This is a genomic window from Effusibacillus dendaii (assembly GCF_015097055.1).
In the GTDB taxonomy this organism is placed as follows: Bacteria; Bacillota; Bacilli; order Tumebacillales; family Effusibacillaceae; genus Effusibacillus; species Effusibacillus dendaii.
On record NZ_AP023366.1, the window covers coordinates 2,374,452 to 2,392,032 of the forward strand.

A 17,581-nucleotide genomic window follows, 5' to 3' on the forward strand; every position below is an offset into this window, starting at 1 on the left:
CCCTGAAAACAAAATTTTTGTGAACTATTTATGGATTTTTTGTGACGTTTTTGAAAAGTTCTGTTAAAATGATGGTAAGTAACAGAAGAAATGGGGCGACAATAATGGGCAAGTTTCTGACAACTATGTACTTAGTTATTGCATTTTATTGTATCGTAAGCGCTTTTCTTGCCGCTCAGGTGCACGAATATCAACACACCATGTTATCCTTCTTTCTGGCAGTGTTTAATCTGGCGATATTTGCAATTTTTCGTAAAGATTCAAAACGCCCTAAATTAAAATTGATACTGGGTAGTAAACAGAAAGAAGTATTGAGCATTAAACAAAAACAGGCGATAACCCGAGGGTAAGCCGCCTGTTTTTGTTGGAACGATTTAATAGTTGTTATGCTGTGCATCCACGTATTAAATGTAACCCCAGATCATGCTTAGTAATGTACCGAAAACGGTAACTAAAGCTATTAACAATCCATAGTATACGTTTGTATAGATTGCCCCTTTATCCTCAGTTTCACCAGCGTGCATAAACACAACCAGCTGAAGGCCTGCTTGTACGAATGCCGTTACAAGAAGAACCGTCATGCCTACTGGAAATGACATGTCCAGAAAGTAAACCAAAAGAGCAACTGCAGTCAGGATCAGTGAGAATACAAAACCCATTACTTGTTTGAGTGGAAATAACTCTTTCATGTTTACATCATTCCTTTCAGGTAGATGAAGCTGAAGATGAAGATCCATACTACGTCCAGGAAATGCCAGTAAAGAGAGAAGATGAACGATTTATTGGCTGTTTCAGGAGTCAATCCGCGCTTAGCAACCTGCAGCATGATGGATAATCCCCAGAAAAAACCTAAGGTAACGTGCGCCCCATGTGTTCCTAATGTTGTTAACAGGATCGATGTAAATGCACTGGTTTGGATCCCTGCTCCAATGTGAACATAATGAACGAATTCAGAAATTTCAACCGCTAAGAATCCAGCACCAAGAAGCAGTGTGACAGCAAAAAATGACAACATCGCTTTCTTATTGCCGAGACGCATCGCGTGAACTGCAAGACCGATGGTAAAACTACTTGTTAAAAGCACGACAGTTTCAATCAGTACGGGAGTGATTTCGAAAATCTCTGCTCCAGAAGGGCCGTTGCCCGTACGATCAACTAATGTGAAATAGGACGCGAAAAGCGTTGCAAAAAGCATGATTTCGGCACCCAGGAAAATCCAAAAACCTAACACTTTTAGGCGATTTTCTTCCGTACTGTATTCAAGTGGCAGCGAGTGATCAATTTTCATTAGTTAGCACCTCGCAATTTTGTTTCTGTCCCTTCAATTTCTTCAATTTGTTCAACGGAAATGTAATGGCCGTGATCTTTCTCGAATGAACGGTGAGCCATACAAGCAAAAATACCGATTGTCGAAAGGATTACCAGAGGCCATATAGCGAATACAAACGCAAAGCCCCAGATGAAGAAGATAACACCCATGATAAACGGGACGCCACTGCTATTTGGCATATGGATCTTTTCATACTTGCCTTTGAATAATACATGACCTTTTTTCTTGGCATCCCACAATGCTTCAATTGAATTAACTTGCGGCACAACAGCAAAGTTATATGCGGGTACCGGAGTATGAGTAGCCCACTCGAGAGTACGCGCATCCCACGGATCGGAACTGATATCTCTTGAAGCATAACGAGTGCTGTAGTAGATGTTGTATACGATCAAAACAAAACCTGCTGCAAGCCCAAGTGCTCCGACAAGCGCAACCATGTTCCAAGGTCCAAATCCAGTTGCTTCAGAGTAGGTATACATCCGTCGAGCCTGACCATCTAAACCGGAGAAGAACATGGGCATGAATGCCAAAAGAGTGCTGACTGCGATAATCCATGCCGCCAATTTTCCGATTTTCTCATTGAGCATGAAACCGAACATTTTTGGCCAATAGTAAGTGAGACCGGCCAGCATCGCAAATACAACACCAGGAATAATAACCATGTGGAAGTGAGCTACCAAGAACATAGTATTATGGTATTGGTAGTCAGCAGCTGACATTCCAAGCATGACCCCGGTAACCCCGCCGATTGTGAAAAGCGGGATGAAAAGCAATGCATAAAGCATTGGAGTGGTAATTTCAATTTTCCCTTTCCAAAGCGTGAACAGCCAGTTAAAGATCTTAACCCCAGTCGGAACGGCAATTGCCATCGTTGTAATCGAGAAGATACTGTTAGCTACTGCTCCCTGACCCATAGTAAAGAAATGGTGCGCCCATACTAAAAATGAAAGTAGGGAGATGATAACCATTGAGGCAACCATAGACTTATAGCCATACAGGTTACGGCGTGCAAAGGTTGAAATAACCTCACTATAAATACCGAATGCCGGCAGAATCAAGATATACACTTCAGGATGTCCCCAAACCCAGAACAAGTTTGCCCAAAGCATATCCATACCGCCATTATTTGTTGTAAAGAAGTGTGTTCCAAACAGGCGATCCATTGTCCCCATTGCAAGCGCCACTGTTAATACAGGGAAAGCGAAAACAATGATGACGTTAGCGATTAAAGCAGACCATGTAAACATTGGCATTTTCATCAATGTCATGCCAGGTGCTCTCATTTTAAGGATGGTAGTCATAAAGTTGATACCAGTCATTAATGTACCAATACCGGCAATCTGAATAGAAATCATATAATAATTTGTTCCTACAGATTGGCTGAATTCATTACCTGCAAGCGGGAAATAAGAGGTCCAACCTGCATCAGGAGAACCGCCAACTACGAAAGAGATATTGAATAGCATCGCACCCATGAAGAACAACCAAAAACTTAGTGCATTCAAACGTGGGAACGCTACGTCACGAGCTCCGATTTGCAATGGAACAACGAAGTTCATTAAAGCCATAATGAATGGCATAGCCATAAAGAGGATCATAACCACGCCGTGGGTTGTGAAAATTTCATTATAGTGCTGAGCATCCAGCAGCGTGTTTTCAGGGACAGCAAGCTGGGCACGCATCATTAAAGCATCTGCGCCACCACGGAATAGCATGAGCAAGGCAGATATCAGATACATAATACCGATCCGTTTATGGTCTACTGTTGTTAACCATTCACGCCATAGATAGCCCCATTTTTTAAAATAGGTTAAGCCGGCAACTATTGCGATAACAGTAAGACCGATGGCAACCATGGATGCGTAAATCGCAGGGTTTGGATGCGGTACGGCAAATCGATGGAAGAAATCCATACTTTTTCGACTCCTTTCGGGAACTGGATTCGTTACTGATTATGGTGTTCTGAATGTTCATTAGAATTGCTTGATCCATGATTATGTCCGCCATTTTCAGCAGTTGGGGGCGGGCTGAAATCCAAATGAGTTCCAGTGAATGTTGCTTTTCCAAGGTGACCAGGTTCTAATAACTGATCGAATTTTTCTTTGGTAAGAGGTTGAGCGGTGGCTTTCACTTCTTTTACCCAATCGTCAAATTTGGATTGAGGCATTGCTTCGACGTCAAACGTATTTTCAGCGAATCCTTTCCCGCTGAAGTTTGCATTTCGACCCATGTATTCACCTGGAACGTCAGCCGCCAAGTGTAATGTGTTGACCATGTCGCTCATAGCGTATTTTTGTCCACCAAGTTGTGGAATCCAGAAACTGGTGATCGGGCCGTATGAATAAAGTTTAAATTCAAGCGGTCGGTCTGTTGGAATATACAAATAATTAACTGTTTCGATACCTTGTTCAGGATAACTGAAATGCCATTTCCAGTTAGATGATGAAGCATAAATGACTAATGGTGCTTTACCTTCGTATCCTTGCGGTGTTGCCTCGACTTTATTGTTGCTTTGAACAGAAACAATTGAAAGAAAAATGACAATTAAAACTGGAATCCCCACACAAATCGCTTCCACAATCGGATTCCCTTCAATGTGAGGTGGTTCATAATCTTTACTTTGTTTAGAGGCACGGTATTTTAGTAACATAAATACCAAAAGTGCGAAGACAGCAATGACAATAAACGACATTATCCAAATAGATAACATTATGTCATCGGCTTGCGTTTGAGCTTGAGGCCCTTTAGGATCCAAGACCGTTAATCGGTTTCCGCAACCGCTTACCAATAAGGCTGGTATACCGACTAATAGTGAAACCAAAATGCCTTTTTTTGATCTCATTTTTTCTTCTCCTTTCATCTGGACAGGGATAGTACGAGGATAGTTTGTGTCGTTTTTCACAGACTGGACAAAAAATAAAATAATGTGCAACAAGTAATGACTATTTTCTTTACCGATAGTAACATAGGTTCCTTCAAAGATTTAGCGCCAATACTCCATGGTTTGTGACAATACCTCAAAGATTTTGTGAAAAGATTTAGAAGGAAAAACATGTAAGTCATTTTGTTATTTTTTTGGCTGGGGGAGCAGAAATCGGGGGAACGTGTATTCTGATGTATCCCCCTAAAGTCAGACAGATTGTCCGTCAACAGCAGACAACTTATACCGGCTATCATTTCGGATTCTGGTGAGAAACGAATTGGACAGTTAAACGAGGAGGCCACAGGGCCTCTTTTTAATCTCTTAGGGCATATAAATGTGATACTCTGCTTTTGCGAAATGTGATTCAAAAATCGGTAGCAGGAGAAACGGAAACCCATGTGGAAGGTAAACGGGTAGCAGGTGGAGGGGATGACTGTGCGTGATACCCAGAAGGAACTGGATATTGCGAAAAATATTAAGATGATCGAATGGTTGAAAACGGAAGTCGTGGAGACGGTGGCCGTCTTGTTTCGCGGCTTTCAGCAAGGCAGCGAAACGTTGTTAAAGGGCGGATTAGCGAACCTGGTCGTGCTAAGTTATCTGATGGCCCGGCGGCTGGGAATGCGGTATTCGCAATTTGACTCGCAAATACGGGAGCAGATCCGACAAAATCTTGAAATGGATGATGCGTTTTTTGACTGGAGAGAAGATCTAAGCATACTTGAAGAGCATTTTCAAAACAAGAAGTAATCGATTTAAATAGATTTCCAATCTGCGTAGATTTTGCTTGAATACGAAACGATGGCTTTCATGGTATAAATAATGTAGAAGTTTTGTAGGTTGTTAGGGGGTCTTGTTATGAAGGTGATTTTTCTTAAAGATGTAAAAGGACAAGGAACCAAAGGGGAAATCAAAGAAGTGGCTGACGCTTACGCAAGAAACGTCTTGATTCGTCAAGGGTTGGCTGAGGAAGCTACAGCCGGGAACTTGAAGAAACTGGATGCGCAAATCAAAGCAATGGAAAAAAGAGCGCAGGAAGAGTTGGAAGAAGCGAAACGGCTGAAGGCCGTTTTGGAAAACACGACAGTCAGTCTAAAAACAAAGGCAGGCGAAGGTGGACGCGTGTTTGGGTCGGTCACGGCCAAACAGATTGCGGAAGCTTTAGATACGATGAAACTAAAAGTGGACAAACGCAAAATCGTCTTGGATGAACCGATTAAATCTTTGGGTACGACGATTGTTCCGGTCAAACTCCATCCGGAAGTATCTGCTGAACTGCGGGTCCATGTACAGGCGGAGTAAAAAAATATGAAAAAGCTGCTTGAAAAATTACATCTGATTCCAAACAGTACACTTCACCAAAAGCTTGAAAATGAGGAAGCGTATCGGCGGCAGGTAACGGCGCTTTTTGGAATACTGAGCAATCTTTACGGTGCGGATAAATTGGTGCTTCGCGCGGGGAAGCTGGAAGCGTTGCATTTGATGCGCTCATCTGATCTTGGTGAACGCGTATTGGGGTTGCAGCGGATCGTGTTTGAAAATCCAAATCTGTCTGATATTCCGCGGAAAGACCAAATCCCGGTTGTTTTGCAGGAGATTGAGGATGCGTTGGCAGATATGCTTGCGAGGCGATCTGTCGAGCAAGAAATTGAAGCGAAAGTAAGTGACAAAATGCAGGAGCGCCACGAGGAATACCTGCAAGAAATCAGAACGCAGCTGATTAAAGAAAAATCCGGCCCGGAAAATGCGCAGACGCTAAAGAAGTATGCCAAATTGGAAAAGCTGGAGCATATTCACTTGTCCCGTTCCACGCTGGAATTGATCCGACCAAAGGCGCTCTCCGAAATCGTGGGTCAGGAAAAAGGAATTCGTTCGTTGATTTCCAAATTGGCTTCTCCGTTCCCTCAGCATGTGATCATTTACGGACCGCCAGGCGTCGGGAAGACGACGGCTGCAAGGATCGTGCTGCAGGAAGCGGCTCGCTTGGCGAACACGCCGTTTGCTTCCGATGCTCCGTTTGTGGAGGTAGATGGCACTACGTTGCGATGGGATCCGCGCGACATTACCAACCCGCTGCTTGGATCGGTGCATGATCCGATTTACCAAGGGGCGCGTCGCGATTTGGCCGATACGGCGATTCCTGAACCCAAGTTGGGGCTTGTCACAGAAGCGCATGGCGGTGTTCTGTTTATTGATGAAATTGGGGAACTGGATCCGATTTTGCAAAACAAGCTGTTAAAAGTGCTGGAGGACAAACGGGTGCAGTTTGATTCGCCCTATTATGATCCGGACGACAAAAACGTGCCGAAATATATCAAGAAGCTGTTTGAAGAAGGGGCGCCGGCAGACTTTATTTTGATTGGGGCTACGACCCGTGATCCTTCCGAAATCAATCCGGCGCTTCGTTCTCGCTGTACGGAAGTGTTCTTTGAACCGTTGGTGCCGAACCAGGTCGAGGAAATTATTCGGGGAGCGGGGGAACGGCTTGGCGTATCGGTGGAAGCAGGCGTGCCCGAGTTGATTGCCCGCTACACGATAGAAGGACGGAAAGCGGTCAATGTGCTGGTTGATGCATACGGTTTGATGAAATATAGGGAAAGTAAAACGGGAGAAGAAACCGATTTGATCTGTCTCCAAGATGTCGAAGATGTGCTGCAGATGAGTCGGCTGCATCCGTATATCCGTGAGAAAAAGCAGGCGCGATGGGAAGTGGGGCGCGTCAATGGATTGGGAGTAGCCGGGTTCCTGGGATCTGTGATTGAAATTGAAGCGGTGGCGTTCCCTGCTCCAGAGAGAGGGAAAGGGCGGCTTCGTTTCAATGATACAGCCGGTTCTATGGCGAAAGACTCTGTGTTTAACGCGGCAGCCGTATTTCGGCGTGTGACCGGTCAGGACCTGTCCGATTTTGATGTGCATATTAATGCGGTAGGCGGCGGTCGAATTGACGGTCCGTCTGCCGGTGTAGCGATTTTTCTGGCTGCTTTCTCGGCAGTAACGGGTAAACCCATTCCTCAAACACTGGCAGTCACAGGTGAAATTTCCATTCAAGGACGTGTGAAGCCGGTGGGCGGGATCGTGGAAAAGATTTTTGGCGCCAGACAGGCGGGAATGACACATGTGTTGGTGCCGGAGGAAAATGCGTCGGACGTGCCGAATGATACGATAGGCATTCAAGTCACAACGGTCAGTACGATTGAAGAGGTTTTGGCGATCGCATTTCAGCAAGAGCCTTTGAAAGTTTGCTAGTATCTGCAAAAGGAGGATGCTGCATTGGACGAACAACTGATTGAGCGGATACCTCCTCAAAATACGGAAGCGGAACAGGCCGTTTTAGGGGCTGTTCTGTTGCAGCCTGACGTATTGACTACCGTAACCGAATTATTGAAACCGGAAGACTTTTACCGTGCCAGCCACCAGAAGATTTTCGCCGGGATGGTGGAAGTTGCGGAGCGGGGAGAGCCGGTCGATATTGTTACGTTAACGGCTCATTTGCAAAATTTGGCGCAGATTGAAGAGGTCGGCGGCGTTTCTTATTTGGCCACCTTGGCCAATGTGGTTCCGACAGCGTCTAACGCCGATTACTATGCAAACATTGTCAAGGAAAAAGCGGTTTTGCGCCGTCTGATCCGGACGGCCACACAGATTGCCACATCTGGCTATGAGGGTACGGATGATGTGGTGGCATTGATTGACGATGCGGAACGGCGCATTATGGATCTGTCGAATGAACGGGTCGGCCGGGGATTTACGCCAATTAAAGATGTGCTGCTGTCTACGTTCGAACGGATCGAATTTCTGTTTGCCAACAAGGGTGGCGTTACAGGAGTACCGACAGGCTACCCGGATTTGGACCGAATGACGTCTGGATTTCAACGATCCGATTTGATTATTGTGGCAGCCCGTCCTTCGGTGGGCAAAACCGCGTTTTCCTTGAATATCGCGCAGAATGTAGCGGCCCGCGCCGGTGTTCCAGTCGCGATTTTCTCATTGGAAATGTCGAAGGAACAATTGGTGCAGCGGATTTTGTGCGCGGAAGCCATGCTAGATGCAGGCAAATTGCGGACCGGATTTATGGAAGACGATGATTGGCCGAAATTAACGATGGCGGTCAGCACGTTGGCGGAAGCGCCGATTTTTATTGATGATTCGCCGGGTGTTACGGTGTCTGACATACGTTCCAAGTGCAGGCGGCTGAAACAAGAGCATGGGCTTGGCATGATATTGATCGACTATTTGCAGTTGATTCAAGGTCGAGGGCGAAGTGATAACCGGCAGCAGGAAATTTCCGAAATTTCCCGAACGCTGAAAATGATCGCAAGGGAACTGGATGTGCCTGTGGTGGCGTTGTCTCAGTTAAGCCGTTCGGTAGAACAGCGGCAGGATAAACGCCCGATGTTGTCCGACCTGCGGGAATCGGGGAGTATTGAGCAGGACGCTGACATTGTCGCGTTTTTGTATCGGGATGATTATTACAATCCTGAATCGGAAAAGAAAAATATCATTGAAATCATTATTGCCAAACAACGGAACGGCCCAACCGGCAAAGTGGAGTTGGTATTCCTTAAAAACTTCAACAAGTTCGTCTCTTTGGAAAGAGAGGCGGTCAGTTAACCGATCGGCTTTGCCACGTGCAGGCCGATTTTTTCTTGTAAGCAACGCGCGCAAAATTTTACTTGTACGCAAAAAAAAAAATCGCCTATTCGGCGAGGTGTTACATAATATCTGTAAAGTAGTTGACGACTTGCTGGATCGACAGGAATGGAAATACGAATACCATTCCGAATGAGAGGGCAAACCCTTTAAGAAAAGCTGTGATATTTCGCATAAAACATACCTCCTTTAATTGAGTTGACAAGTTAGTTTGTATACGAAATGTAAATTGATTGTATCACTTTTTGAACAATTTGTGAACATTTCTTTTGAAGCGAAACAAGCTGATCTTTTCCGGACAATCAGTGATACGAACAAATTTATAATTTAATGTATAATTGTTCGTGTTTTTGCTTGACGATCGTTGCGTTTCTTGCTACACTCACAAAGGGTATTTCTGTATGAATTTACTCCGTTAGGTGATTGTAAAAGATATGGAGGTGTTGCCGCATGGCAACCTTAGTGGTGGTAGGTACGCAATGGGGCGATGAAGGAAAAGGCAAAATCACCGACTACTTGGCGGAAAAGGCGGGAGTGGTGGCCCGTTACCAAGGAGGAAACAACGCGGGTCACACCATCTCAATCGGAGGAAAACAGTTTAAACTGCACCTGATTCCATCCGGGATCTTTTACCCAGATAAAATTTGTGTGATCGGAAACGGTATGGTTGTAAACCCGAAAGCATTGGTAGAAGAGTTAACATATCTTAAAAATAACGGTGTATCAACTGACAATTTGCGAATTTCGGATCGGGCTCACATCGTGATGCCGTACCATATTCGATTGGATGAATTGGAAGAGGAAAGCAAGGGCGCAAATAAAATCGGCACTACGCGTAAGGGAATCGGGCCTGCTTATATGGACAAAGCGGCTCGAATGGGAATTCGTATGGTAGACCTGTTGGATGCAGAAGAGTTTTCAGTGAAACTGAAGCGGAACCTGCAGGAGAAAAACCGTGTTTTTGAAAAGCTGTACGACGCAGCCGGGTTTGATTATGAAGAGGTCTATAAAGAATATCTGGGCTATGCAGATGTGCTGCGACCCTATGTAGCCGACACGTCGGTGGTGTTAAACGAATCGATCGATGCCGGCAAAGATGTGCTGTTTGAAGGGGCGCAAGCGTCAATGCTTGATATCGACCAAGGCACCTATCCTTATGTAACGTCATCAAATCCGGTTGCCGGCGGAGTTTGTATCGGTTCTGGCGTGGGGCCAACGAAAATCAACAAAGTAATCGGCGTGGTAAAAGCATACAGTTCCCGGGTGGGAGACGGACCGTTTCCGACCGAACTGTTGGATGAAACAGGGGAGTACATTCGGGAGCACGGGCACGAATATGGAACCACGACCGGACGCCCGCGGCGTGTCGGATGGTTTGACGCGCTTGTGGTTCGTCACGCACGCCGTGTATCGGGACTGGACGGAATGGCGATTACGCGACTGGATATTTTGACCGGGTTGAAAGAACTGAAAGTATGTACTGCCTATCGGTATAAAGGTGAAGTGCTTGCGGAATTCCCCACCAGCCTGAAAGTACTGGCCGAGTGTGAACCGGTATATGAAACTTTGCCGGGGTGGGATGAAGATATTTCGGGTGTCCGTTCGTATCAGGACCTGCCTCGGAATACACAAGCTTACATCGAAAAAATAGTGGAAACGACAGGTGTCCCGTTAGCCATCTTCTCGATTGGCCCGAATCGGGAACAGACGGTTCCAATGATGGATGTATACAGCGCTTAAAAGGCGCTGTTTTTTCACGGTGGATTTTATCCAAGAATTCCAGCAAAAAAGGGTTGCACTGCGAACAGCCTTCGTGATAATATACATCTTGTCGTCGCGATCACATGTCAATCGCACAGATGAGGACGACAAAAGAGCCATTAGCTCAGTCGGTAGAGCACCTGACTTTTAATCAGGGTGTCGCTGGTTCGAGTCCAGCATGGCTCACCATTTTTGGCCCCATGGTCAAGCGGTTAAGACACCGCCCTTTCACGGCGGTAACAGGGGTTCGAATCCCCTTGGGGTCACCAAACAACTATATAGTTGGCTCGGTAGCTCAGTTGGTAGAGCAGAGGACTGAAAATCCTCGTGTCGGCGGTTCGATTCCGTCCCGAGCCACCATTCAGGAAGGGGGCTAGCCCATTTTTGGGAAGCCCCCTTTTTGATGTGATGTGATTGTTACGTTACGTGAGTTGATTCAACTCTTGATCCAGCATCTCTTTTTGCTTGTTCATTAATGTAATCGCCTGTTCCGAAACGGAACTGAGTTTCTGATACAAACTGCGGGAACTAATGGCGTCTCCTTCCCGCACTTCGTTGAAGATTTCCTCCGCCAGTTCACGGCGGCGGTGACCCAGGTCGCGAAGCTGATTGCCGAGGTGTTCAAATTGATTGCGATCCATCAGGTATTCCCTCCATTTGATCGGATTGTTTGTACTGCTTGTTCCACCTTATTTTTCGCGCAAACGACAGTGAGCAGAACGCTTTCCCCTGTTACATGCTCGCCTGCCATGCCGCTTGCGGCCGGATCGGCTGCCAATAAAATTCGGGGGGTACGCCCGGAAGGTTGGGTACCTAATGACAATTCAGCCAGACTGGGAATATTGCCGGTAATCGGATTCTCCAGTTGTTCTGTAGGTTCCCCAGGGTATGGCGATACGCGATCAATCTGAATGGTTTCGATGCCCATTTTGTTTAATTGTTTCTTTGTCTGCTCGGCTCTTTCCCATTCAGAAAACGAGGCCAAAATTAACTGTTCCTTATCCGGATCAAATCGCGTGAGTGGTTGTCTGGTCGGATACGGTTGCACACTTTGATTTTGATTCTCGTTCATTCGCCTGATTCCTTTCTGTATTCCGCATTCTGCCCGCGTAGCGTAGCGAAGTATTCCAGACCGTTCATTTGTGTTTCGACGCCTGTTATCGAATCTGCAGCCGCGTTTGCCTCCGCTTGAAGGTTCAGTTCGGCCTCTGAAGTCAATTGAGCCTGTTCGGGTTGTAATCGTTTTGGAAGTTTGTCTGTAGGTTGGTCCAATTTCATCCCTCCTCGCAGTGTTTCTATTGTTCGCCAAGCGGATGCAGGCTATTCTCAGACCGTGTAGGGGAGGAATTTTAACAGCGCAATGGAAGTAAATAAAGAGACAGAGGGGAGAGAGGGAGGCGGTCGTATGAGTTCGAAAATTTTAGTGGTCGAAGACGAGCATCCGATTGCTGACATTCTGAAATATTCACTTGAAAAAGAAGGGTATCTGGTGACTATCGCCCATGATGGAGAAGAGGCGGTGGAAAAGGTGTTCCAGGAACAGCCGGATTTGATTTTGCTTGATCTGATGCTTCCCAAAAAGGATGGATTTCAGGTTTGTCAGGAAATCCGTTCAGCTTATGCTGTTCCCATTATCATGCTAACGGCTCGCGATGAAGAGATTGATAAAGTCCTGGGTCTTGAAATCGGGGCAGACGACTATGTGACAAAGCCTTTTTCCAACCGTGAATTGTTAGCCAGAATTAAAGCAAATTTGCGTCGGTTGCCGACCGGCCCCTTTCCAATCACAAAACCGAAATACGAAATCGGGGAATTGTTGATTGATACAGCAACCTATACGGTGAACAGGCAGGAACAGCCGGTAGAACTGACGCATCGGGAATTTGAACTGCTGGTTTATCTGGCGCGTCACCGGGGTAAAGTTTTGACGCGGGAACATTTGCTGGAACAAGTGTGGGGCTATAATTATATCGGCGATATCCGGACGGTTGATGTCGCTGTAAGACGCCTTCGTGAAAAAATTGAGTCAGATCCCGGAGAACCGCAGTATATTCTGACAAAGCGCGGGGTCGGATATCTGCTGAGGGGGTAGGCCCATGTTTCGCAGCATCCGCAGCAAACTGGTGCTGATTTACCTTCTGCTCATTTTGTTCGCCATGCAGTTAATCGGCGTGTACTTTGTGAGGTCGGTCAACTCGTATTTCCTTGGAAATTTTTCGACAACAATCAACACACAGGCACGGTTTCTTTCCGCCCAATTGCAACAATACATGGGTAAGGAAATTACAAATGATCTTGCGCAGGATATAAACAATCTAATCGGTGCGTTTGCTTCAGAATCGGAAATTTACGTTATTAACAAAAACGGGACAATAGTGGCTACCACAGCCAATCGTTCCTACATAGGACAGAAACGGTTGCGGCCGGAGGTGACCCATGCATTGTCCGGTACAAAAGACGAGGTGATTCGTGAGGATGCCGGGTCGGGGCAGCGTTATACGTTTTTGTCGGTTCCCGTTAAAAACGGTTCGGAAGTGATTGGGGCGGTCTACATGGTTGCTCCCATGACGCAAATTTATAAAACGGTGAAAGAGATAAACATGATGTTTTATACCGGATTGGTAATCGCACTTGTTCTCACTGCGGTGTTGGGTGTCGCTTTGGCACAAACCATCACCAATCCGATTGTTGAGATTACCAGGAAAGCGAATGCGATGGCCAAAGGGGATTACCACCAAACGGTAGTCATAAGAAGCGATGATGAGATCGGTCAGTTGGGAGAAGCGTTTAATTTTCTCGTCGAACGGTTGCGCAGCGCGCTTTTTGAAAATGAGCAAGAGCGCCAGAAACTGGAGGCTATTTTAACTCATTTGAGTGATGGAGTGATCGCTGTCGATTCGCAACGGATCGTATTGTTGGTCAATCCAACAGCCAAATATCTGTTGGGCTGTGAGGAAGATCCGGTTGGCCAGCCGCTGTCCAGTATTTTGAAGAGCGAAACGGATGGAGACAGCCGATTGCTGTCTGGTCGGGAACTGCAGTTTGCCGGGCCAAATGGACGGATTTTGCAGGCGTACGGATCGGCGCTGCGGGGGGATCAGGGGCAGGCGGGATTTGCGATTGTGATTCGGGATGTGACGGAAACGGAACGGGAGGAACAGAGCCGTCGCGATTTTATTGCGAATGTATCGCACGAAATTCGAACGCCGCTGACGACCATTAAAAGTTATGTGGAAGCGCTCAACAGTGGGGCAGATGAGGACCCGTCGCTGCGCAAAAGGTTTCTGCAGGTAATTGGGAACGAAACGGACCGAATTGTCCGCATGGTCAGTGAACTGCTCCATTTATCCCGAATGGATGCGGGAAAAGCGCAATGGTCGTATCAGTCGACCGATCTGGTGCGTCTATTGGACGATGTGGCGGACCGGTTTGCGATTCAGTGCAGGGAAAGAGAAATTTCGTTGTATGTGGAAGCAGGCCCCAATCTGCCGCAGGTCTGGGCCGATCCGGACAAGCTGGACCAAGTCTTGGACAATCTGGTATCCAATGCAATCATGCATACGTCAGCAAGGGGCAGTATTCATCTGGCTGCCAAGGTGAAAGACGATCAGTTGGAAATCATGGTCAAGGACACGGGGATGGGGATACCAGCCGCTCATCTCCCCCGCATTTTCGAACGATTCTACCGCGTGGATAAAGCACGTTCGCGAAGTTTGGGCGGAAGTGGACTGGGATTGTCGATTGCCAAACAGATTATCCAGGCGCATGGCGGCAAAATTTGGTTGGAAAGCGCTCTGCAGAAAGGGACGACCGTGTTCTTCACGCTGCCTCTTGCGAAACAGGAGGCGGTCGGATGAATCAAATGGGGGAACGGATCAAAGATGCTGCTTTGGTTTTGCTGGTCGCGCTGTCGTTAGTATTGACATTTGGACTATGGAACACGGCTCCGCCAGCCGAATGGGTCGACGCGGGAGGTTTCGTGCCAAACCCGGCATTTGGCTTTACCAAGAGCGTTGAGGAATTGCTGCGTCCGGATCAGGTCGAAGTGCGGCTGCCAGACCAATCGCTTACGTTGCTGACACCTTTCAGCGTTCCTTATGAAAAGGCTTGGGAGGCGCTGCGTAAGACAACCGCGGGTGAATGGGAACCGGTTCAGGAGGCAGCGGCGTTCCAGCAAAAAGTGGACATGCTGCCGCACATTCACTTTCATTTTGGATTGGCGCTCACCGGCGAACAGCTTTCCAAAATCGTCAAAATGCCGGACCGAACTTCCACCCACGTGCAAGTCCGCTCGATCGTCATGTTTCAGGATACGGATGGATTCCACCTGTGGCTGACTGATGGGGGAACCACTGCCTGGCAGGCGACAATCGGGGGGCAATCCCCGCTTTTTGAGCAAATGGCACAGTGGGAGGCATTGCCTAAATATGAAAAAGAGGCCGGGAGCAGCGGGCCGATTTTTGTTCCGAAAGAAAATCTGCAGGTTCCTCTGGTGACATATGAAGTGATGAACCTACCGAGTGACTGGCTGGCGAGATCCTTTTTCGTCGATCCTACGCTGCCTCGCCGAATTCAGGAGCGGGATGGTTCCGTATTGGTGACGGACGGCAATCGAACCGTGCAAATCGGTGCAGACGGGCAAGAGATCCGATACACATTTTCACTGCCGATGGAAGCGGAGTCGCCTGATTCTCTACCAGATGTGAAACTGCAGAGAGCGGTCTCGTTCGTGAATGATCATGGCGGCCTGCAAAACGCCTTTCTCGTGCAATCGGAAGAGTTTCCGGAAGGCAATCGCATATACCGATTTCGTTCGTATCGCAACGGATTGCCGATTGAGAGCGAACTGACAACGGTGGATGTTGCTTTGTCCGGCAATGAAGTGGTGGAGATGAAGCGGAATACGGTCTATTTGGGGGCGCAGTTGCAATCGGAGATGGCGGAAGTGAAGCCGCCGCCCGTGAAAGATTGGAAACAGGTCGGCAAAATGGAGCTGGTTTACGGTGCTATCCTGGCAAATGGCGAACTCCGTCTAAGGCCGGTTTGGAAGATCTCACATGTAGACCACTCACTCGCCGTATTTGATGCAATAACGGGAGCAACCTGGCCAGGGCGGGAGGAATGACAGATGGACTGGAGCCGGGCTAAATCGTATCTGATCTTGACCTTTCTCCTGCTCGACATCGTGATGGGGTATCAGTATTGGCGAATTCGGTCGGAACAGGCTGGGTATGTGCAGTCGTATTCGGAGCAGTTGGCGGAAGTAAAGCAACTGTTTGCTTCCCAAAATTGGAAACTGCAGACCGAGGTGCCGAAGGATACGCCGGAATTGGGCTTGCTGCATGTGAAGCGTCAGTCAGTCGACACGGAAGCAGGGAAAGAGCCAACTCAGGCAGGCGGAACTGTTCTGTACAAGGATGAGGCAGAAATCAGGGTTTCCTTGAACAACCCGGTTTCGCTGGATTTCGAAGAAGCGGCGGCAGGAGACAAGGTAGGAAGTCTTATGGCCGCCAAAATCAGGTCAGACGCTGACTACCGGTTTGACCGCAAGACCCCGTACGGGAAAGGAAGCGGATTTTTGCGATATCTCCCGTGGTATGAGGGCTATCCGATTTTTTCCGCGCCGCTTGATGTGTATGTGCAGGACAACCAGGTGACGCAATATCGGCAAACGCTGCTGGCTGTCATTGGGGAAGGCGGGACGAAGAAACAGGTACTATCGTCTGTTCACGCCTTGCGATCCTTGTCCGAGTCGATAGACAAATTTGGCAGGAGGTCCGATAATAGAGTTATACGAGATATTCGGTTGGGTTATTACAGCAAGCCGTTTCATACCGAAGAATGGTTTTTGGCTCCGGTCTGGCGGATCGAAAGCGATCAGGAAATTTTCTATGTGAATGCCTTGACTGGTGAAGTGGAAATGGAGCATTGACGGATAGTTGGCAGGAGGTCATGGAATGTTGCGGTTTAGTGTGCTTGCAAGCGGGAGTTCGGGGAATGCGGTTTATGTGGAAACGGACAAAACCCGAATCCTGATCGATGCGGGCGTGACTTGCAAGCAGATTGAAGCGGCGATGAATGAAGTTGCCGTTTCTTTGGACAAGCTGGATGCCGTCCTGGTGACGCATGAGCATTCGGATCATATCAAAGGGGTCGGTGTGGTGGCCCGCAAAGTAATGAGCGAGAGGCGGAAAAAATCGGATTCGTGCCCGGAGATCCCCATATACGCTACAGAAGGATCGTGGCATGATTTGCATGGGCTGATGAAAGATTATGATGTGGCATTCCGGAAGATCGTGCAGGTGGGTGAACCGCTTGAATTCGAGGATTTGCTGGTCGTGCCGTTTCCCCTTTCGCACGATGCCCGTGAACCGGTCGGTTACATAATGTATCATGGTTCCAGCAAACTCACGCTGGCTACAGATCTGGGGTATATGAGTTCGCGCGTGAAAGAAATGATTGCCGATTCGGACGCCTATATTTTAGAAAGCAATCATGATGTCAATATGTTGCGGGTTGGCCCATATCCCTGGTATCTCAAAAAAAGGATTCTCAGCGATAAAGGCCATCTGTCAAATGAAGCAGCCGGTGAGGCGCTGATCGATATTATGTCGGAGCAGACGAAAGATGTGTGGCTGGCTCACCTGTCGCAGGAAAACAATTTTCCGGATTTGGCGGAAGTTACCGTTCAGGAAATTCTCGACAAAAACAGCAAAGCTGTGCGCTTACACCGGACTCACCCGGATAAACCGACGCCGTTGTACGAAGTAAAACCCCGGTAATCGAACGAGTTCACACAAGTGGTTAAATTTGGCTCTTTAAGTAAAAGAGCCTTTTTAATTTAATGAAGATTTAAAGCAACCGGGTTAGAATGGTTTAAGAACCGAACCCGTTTCGGTATAATGGGATTGTGTGGC

At 47.4% G+C, this 17,581-nt stretch carries 18 protein-coding genes and 3 tRNA genes; 14 read left to right on the plus strand and 7 right to left on the minus strand.

What is annotated here, in order from left to right; genetic code table 11:
• The first annotated feature begins 104 nt into the window (after positions 1 to 104).
• Entirely contained in the window at positions 105 to 350 is a 246-nt protein-coding gene (locus skT53_RS12855) for a hypothetical protein (RefSeq protein WP_200757562.1), read from the plus strand.
• 54 nt (positions 351 to 404) lie between these two features.
• On the opposite strand, the gene qoxD is transcribed toward skT53_RS12855, so the two are convergent.
• Genes qoxD through qoxA form a run of 4 tightly spaced genes read right to left on the minus strand, consistent with a single transcriptional unit; the run spans position 405 to position 4,172 of the window.
• Entirely contained in the window at positions 405 to 689 is a 285-nt protein-coding gene (qoxD, locus tag skT53_RS12860) for a cytochrome aa3 quinol oxidase subunit IV (protein WP_200757571.1), read from the minus strand.
• A gap of 2 nt (positions 690 to 691) precedes the next feature.
• Complete coding sequence (gene qoxC / locus skT53_RS12865) at positions 692 to 1,288, minus strand: cytochrome aa3 quinol oxidase subunit III (protein ID WP_200757580.1); 597 nt, start codon at positions 1,286 to 1,288, stop codon at positions 692 to 694.
• The gene (gene qoxB, locus skT53_RS12870) at positions 1,288 to 3,243 is read right to left on the minus strand and encodes a cytochrome aa3 quinol oxidase subunit I (protein ID WP_200757590.1); all 1,956 of its coding nucleotides are present in this window, start codon (positions 3,241 to 3,243) and stop codon (positions 1,288 to 1,290) included. Before qoxB ends, qoxC begins: the two co-directional genes overlap by 1 nt.
• 32 nt (positions 3,244 to 3,275) lie before the next feature.
• A complete protein-coding gene (gene qoxA / locus skT53_RS12875; RefSeq protein WP_200757595.1) occupies positions 3,276 to 4,172 on the minus strand; it encodes a cytochrome aa3 quinol oxidase subunit II in 897 nt (298 codons plus the stop codon).
• A gap of 516 nt (positions 4,173 to 4,688) precedes the next feature.
• Between qoxA and skT53_RS12880 the strand changes: the two genes are divergently transcribed.
• From skT53_RS12880 to skT53_RS12915, 8 genes are all read left to right on the plus strand, one after another.
• Positions 4,689 to 5,003 carry a MazG-like family protein gene (locus tag skT53_RS12880; protein ID WP_200757598.1) on the plus strand — a complete coding sequence of 105 codons (315 nt, stop codon included), beginning with the start codon at positions 4,689 to 4,691 and terminating at the stop codon, positions 5,001 to 5,003.
• Between the two features lie 108 nt (positions 5,004 to 5,111).
• Complete coding sequence (rplI, locus tag skT53_RS12885; protein ID WP_200757600.1) at positions 5,112 to 5,555, plus strand: 50S ribosomal protein L9; 444 nt, start codon at positions 5,112 to 5,114, stop codon at positions 5,553 to 5,555.
• Positions 5,556 to 5,561: 6 nt separating this feature from the next.
• Positions 5,562 to 7,499, plus strand: coding sequence for a Lon family ATP-dependent protease (lonC, locus tag skT53_RS12890; RefSeq protein WP_200757602.1), 1,938 nt, complete (start codon positions 5,562 to 5,564; stop codon positions 7,497 to 7,499).
• A gap of 24 nt (positions 7,500 to 7,523) precedes the next feature.
• Complete coding sequence (gene dnaB / locus skT53_RS12895; RefSeq protein WP_200757604.1) at positions 7,524 to 8,864, plus strand: replicative DNA helicase; 1,341 nt, start codon at positions 7,524 to 7,526, stop codon at positions 8,862 to 8,864.
• Positions 8,865 to 9,353: 489 nt separating this feature from the next.
• A complete protein-coding gene (locus tag skT53_RS12900) occupies positions 9,354 to 10,643 on the plus strand; it encodes an adenylosuccinate synthase (RefSeq protein ID WP_200757606.1) in 1,290 nt (429 codons plus the stop codon).
• 134 nt (positions 10,644 to 10,777) lie between these two features.
• A tRNA-Lys gene (locus skT53_RS12905) sits at positions 10,778 to 10,853 on the plus strand.
• Between the two features lie 5 nt (positions 10,854 to 10,858).
• Positions 10,859 to 10,933: transfer RNA gene (locus skT53_RS12910), tRNA-Glu, on the plus strand.
• Between the two features lie 15 nt (positions 10,934 to 10,948).
• A tRNA-Phe gene (locus tag skT53_RS12915) sits at positions 10,949 to 11,024 on the plus strand.
• 62 nt (positions 11,025 to 11,086) lie between these two features.
• Here skT53_RS12915 and skT53_RS12920 read toward each other — a convergent pair.
• The 3 genes from skT53_RS12920 to skT53_RS12930 are packed head-to-tail and all read right to left on the minus strand — an operon-like array spanning position 11,087 to position 11,936.
• A complete protein-coding gene (locus skT53_RS12920) occupies positions 11,087 to 11,305 on the minus strand; it encodes a hypothetical protein (RefSeq protein ID WP_200757608.1) in 219 nt (72 codons plus the stop codon).
• Positions 11,305 to 11,736 carry a hypothetical protein gene (locus tag skT53_RS12925; RefSeq protein WP_226375211.1) on the minus strand — a complete coding sequence of 144 codons (432 nt, stop codon included), beginning with the start codon at positions 11,734 to 11,736 and terminating at the stop codon, positions 11,305 to 11,307. Before skT53_RS12925 ends, skT53_RS12920 begins: the two co-directional genes overlap by 1 nt.
• Positions 11,733 to 11,936 (minus strand): hypothetical protein, encoded by a 204-nt coding sequence (locus tag skT53_RS12930; RefSeq protein WP_200757610.1) that lies wholly within the window; start codon positions 11,934 to 11,936, stop codon positions 11,733 to 11,735. Before skT53_RS12930 ends, skT53_RS12925 begins: the two co-directional genes overlap by 4 nt.
• Before the next feature lie 133 nt (positions 11,937 to 12,069).
• Between skT53_RS12930 and yycF the strand changes: the two genes are divergently transcribed.
• From yycF to skT53_RS12955, 5 genes are read left to right on the plus strand one after another with little or no spacing between them, the layout of a single operon-like run.
• Positions 12,070 to 12,756: a response regulator YycF gene (gene yycF / locus skT53_RS12935; RefSeq protein ID WP_200757612.1), complete on the plus strand. Its 687-nt coding sequence runs from the start codon at positions 12,070 to 12,072 to the stop codon at positions 12,754 to 12,756.
• Positions 12,757 to 12,760: 4 nt separating this feature from the next.
• Entirely contained in the window at positions 12,761 to 14,521 is a 1,761-nt protein-coding gene (locus skT53_RS12940) for an ATP-binding protein (RefSeq protein ID WP_200757614.1), read from the plus strand.
• Positions 14,518 to 15,789 (plus strand): two-component system activity regulator YycH, encoded by a 1,272-nt coding sequence (gene yycH, locus skT53_RS12945; RefSeq protein WP_200757616.1) that lies wholly within the window; start codon positions 14,518 to 14,520, stop codon positions 15,787 to 15,789. The genes skT53_RS12940 and yycH overlap by 4 nt, the downstream gene beginning before the upstream one ends.
• A gap of 3 nt (positions 15,790 to 15,792) precedes the next feature.
• Complete coding sequence (gene yycI, locus skT53_RS12950; RefSeq protein ID WP_200757626.1) at positions 15,793 to 16,596, plus strand: two-component system regulatory protein YycI; 804 nt, start codon at positions 15,793 to 15,795, stop codon at positions 16,594 to 16,596.
• A 25-nt stretch (positions 16,597 to 16,621) separates the two neighbouring features.
• Complete coding sequence (locus skT53_RS12955; protein ID WP_200757634.1) at positions 16,622 to 17,446, plus strand: MBL fold metallo-hydrolase; 825 nt, start codon at positions 16,622 to 16,624, stop codon at positions 17,444 to 17,446.
• The last annotated feature ends 135 nt before the right edge of the window (positions 17,447 to 17,581 follow it).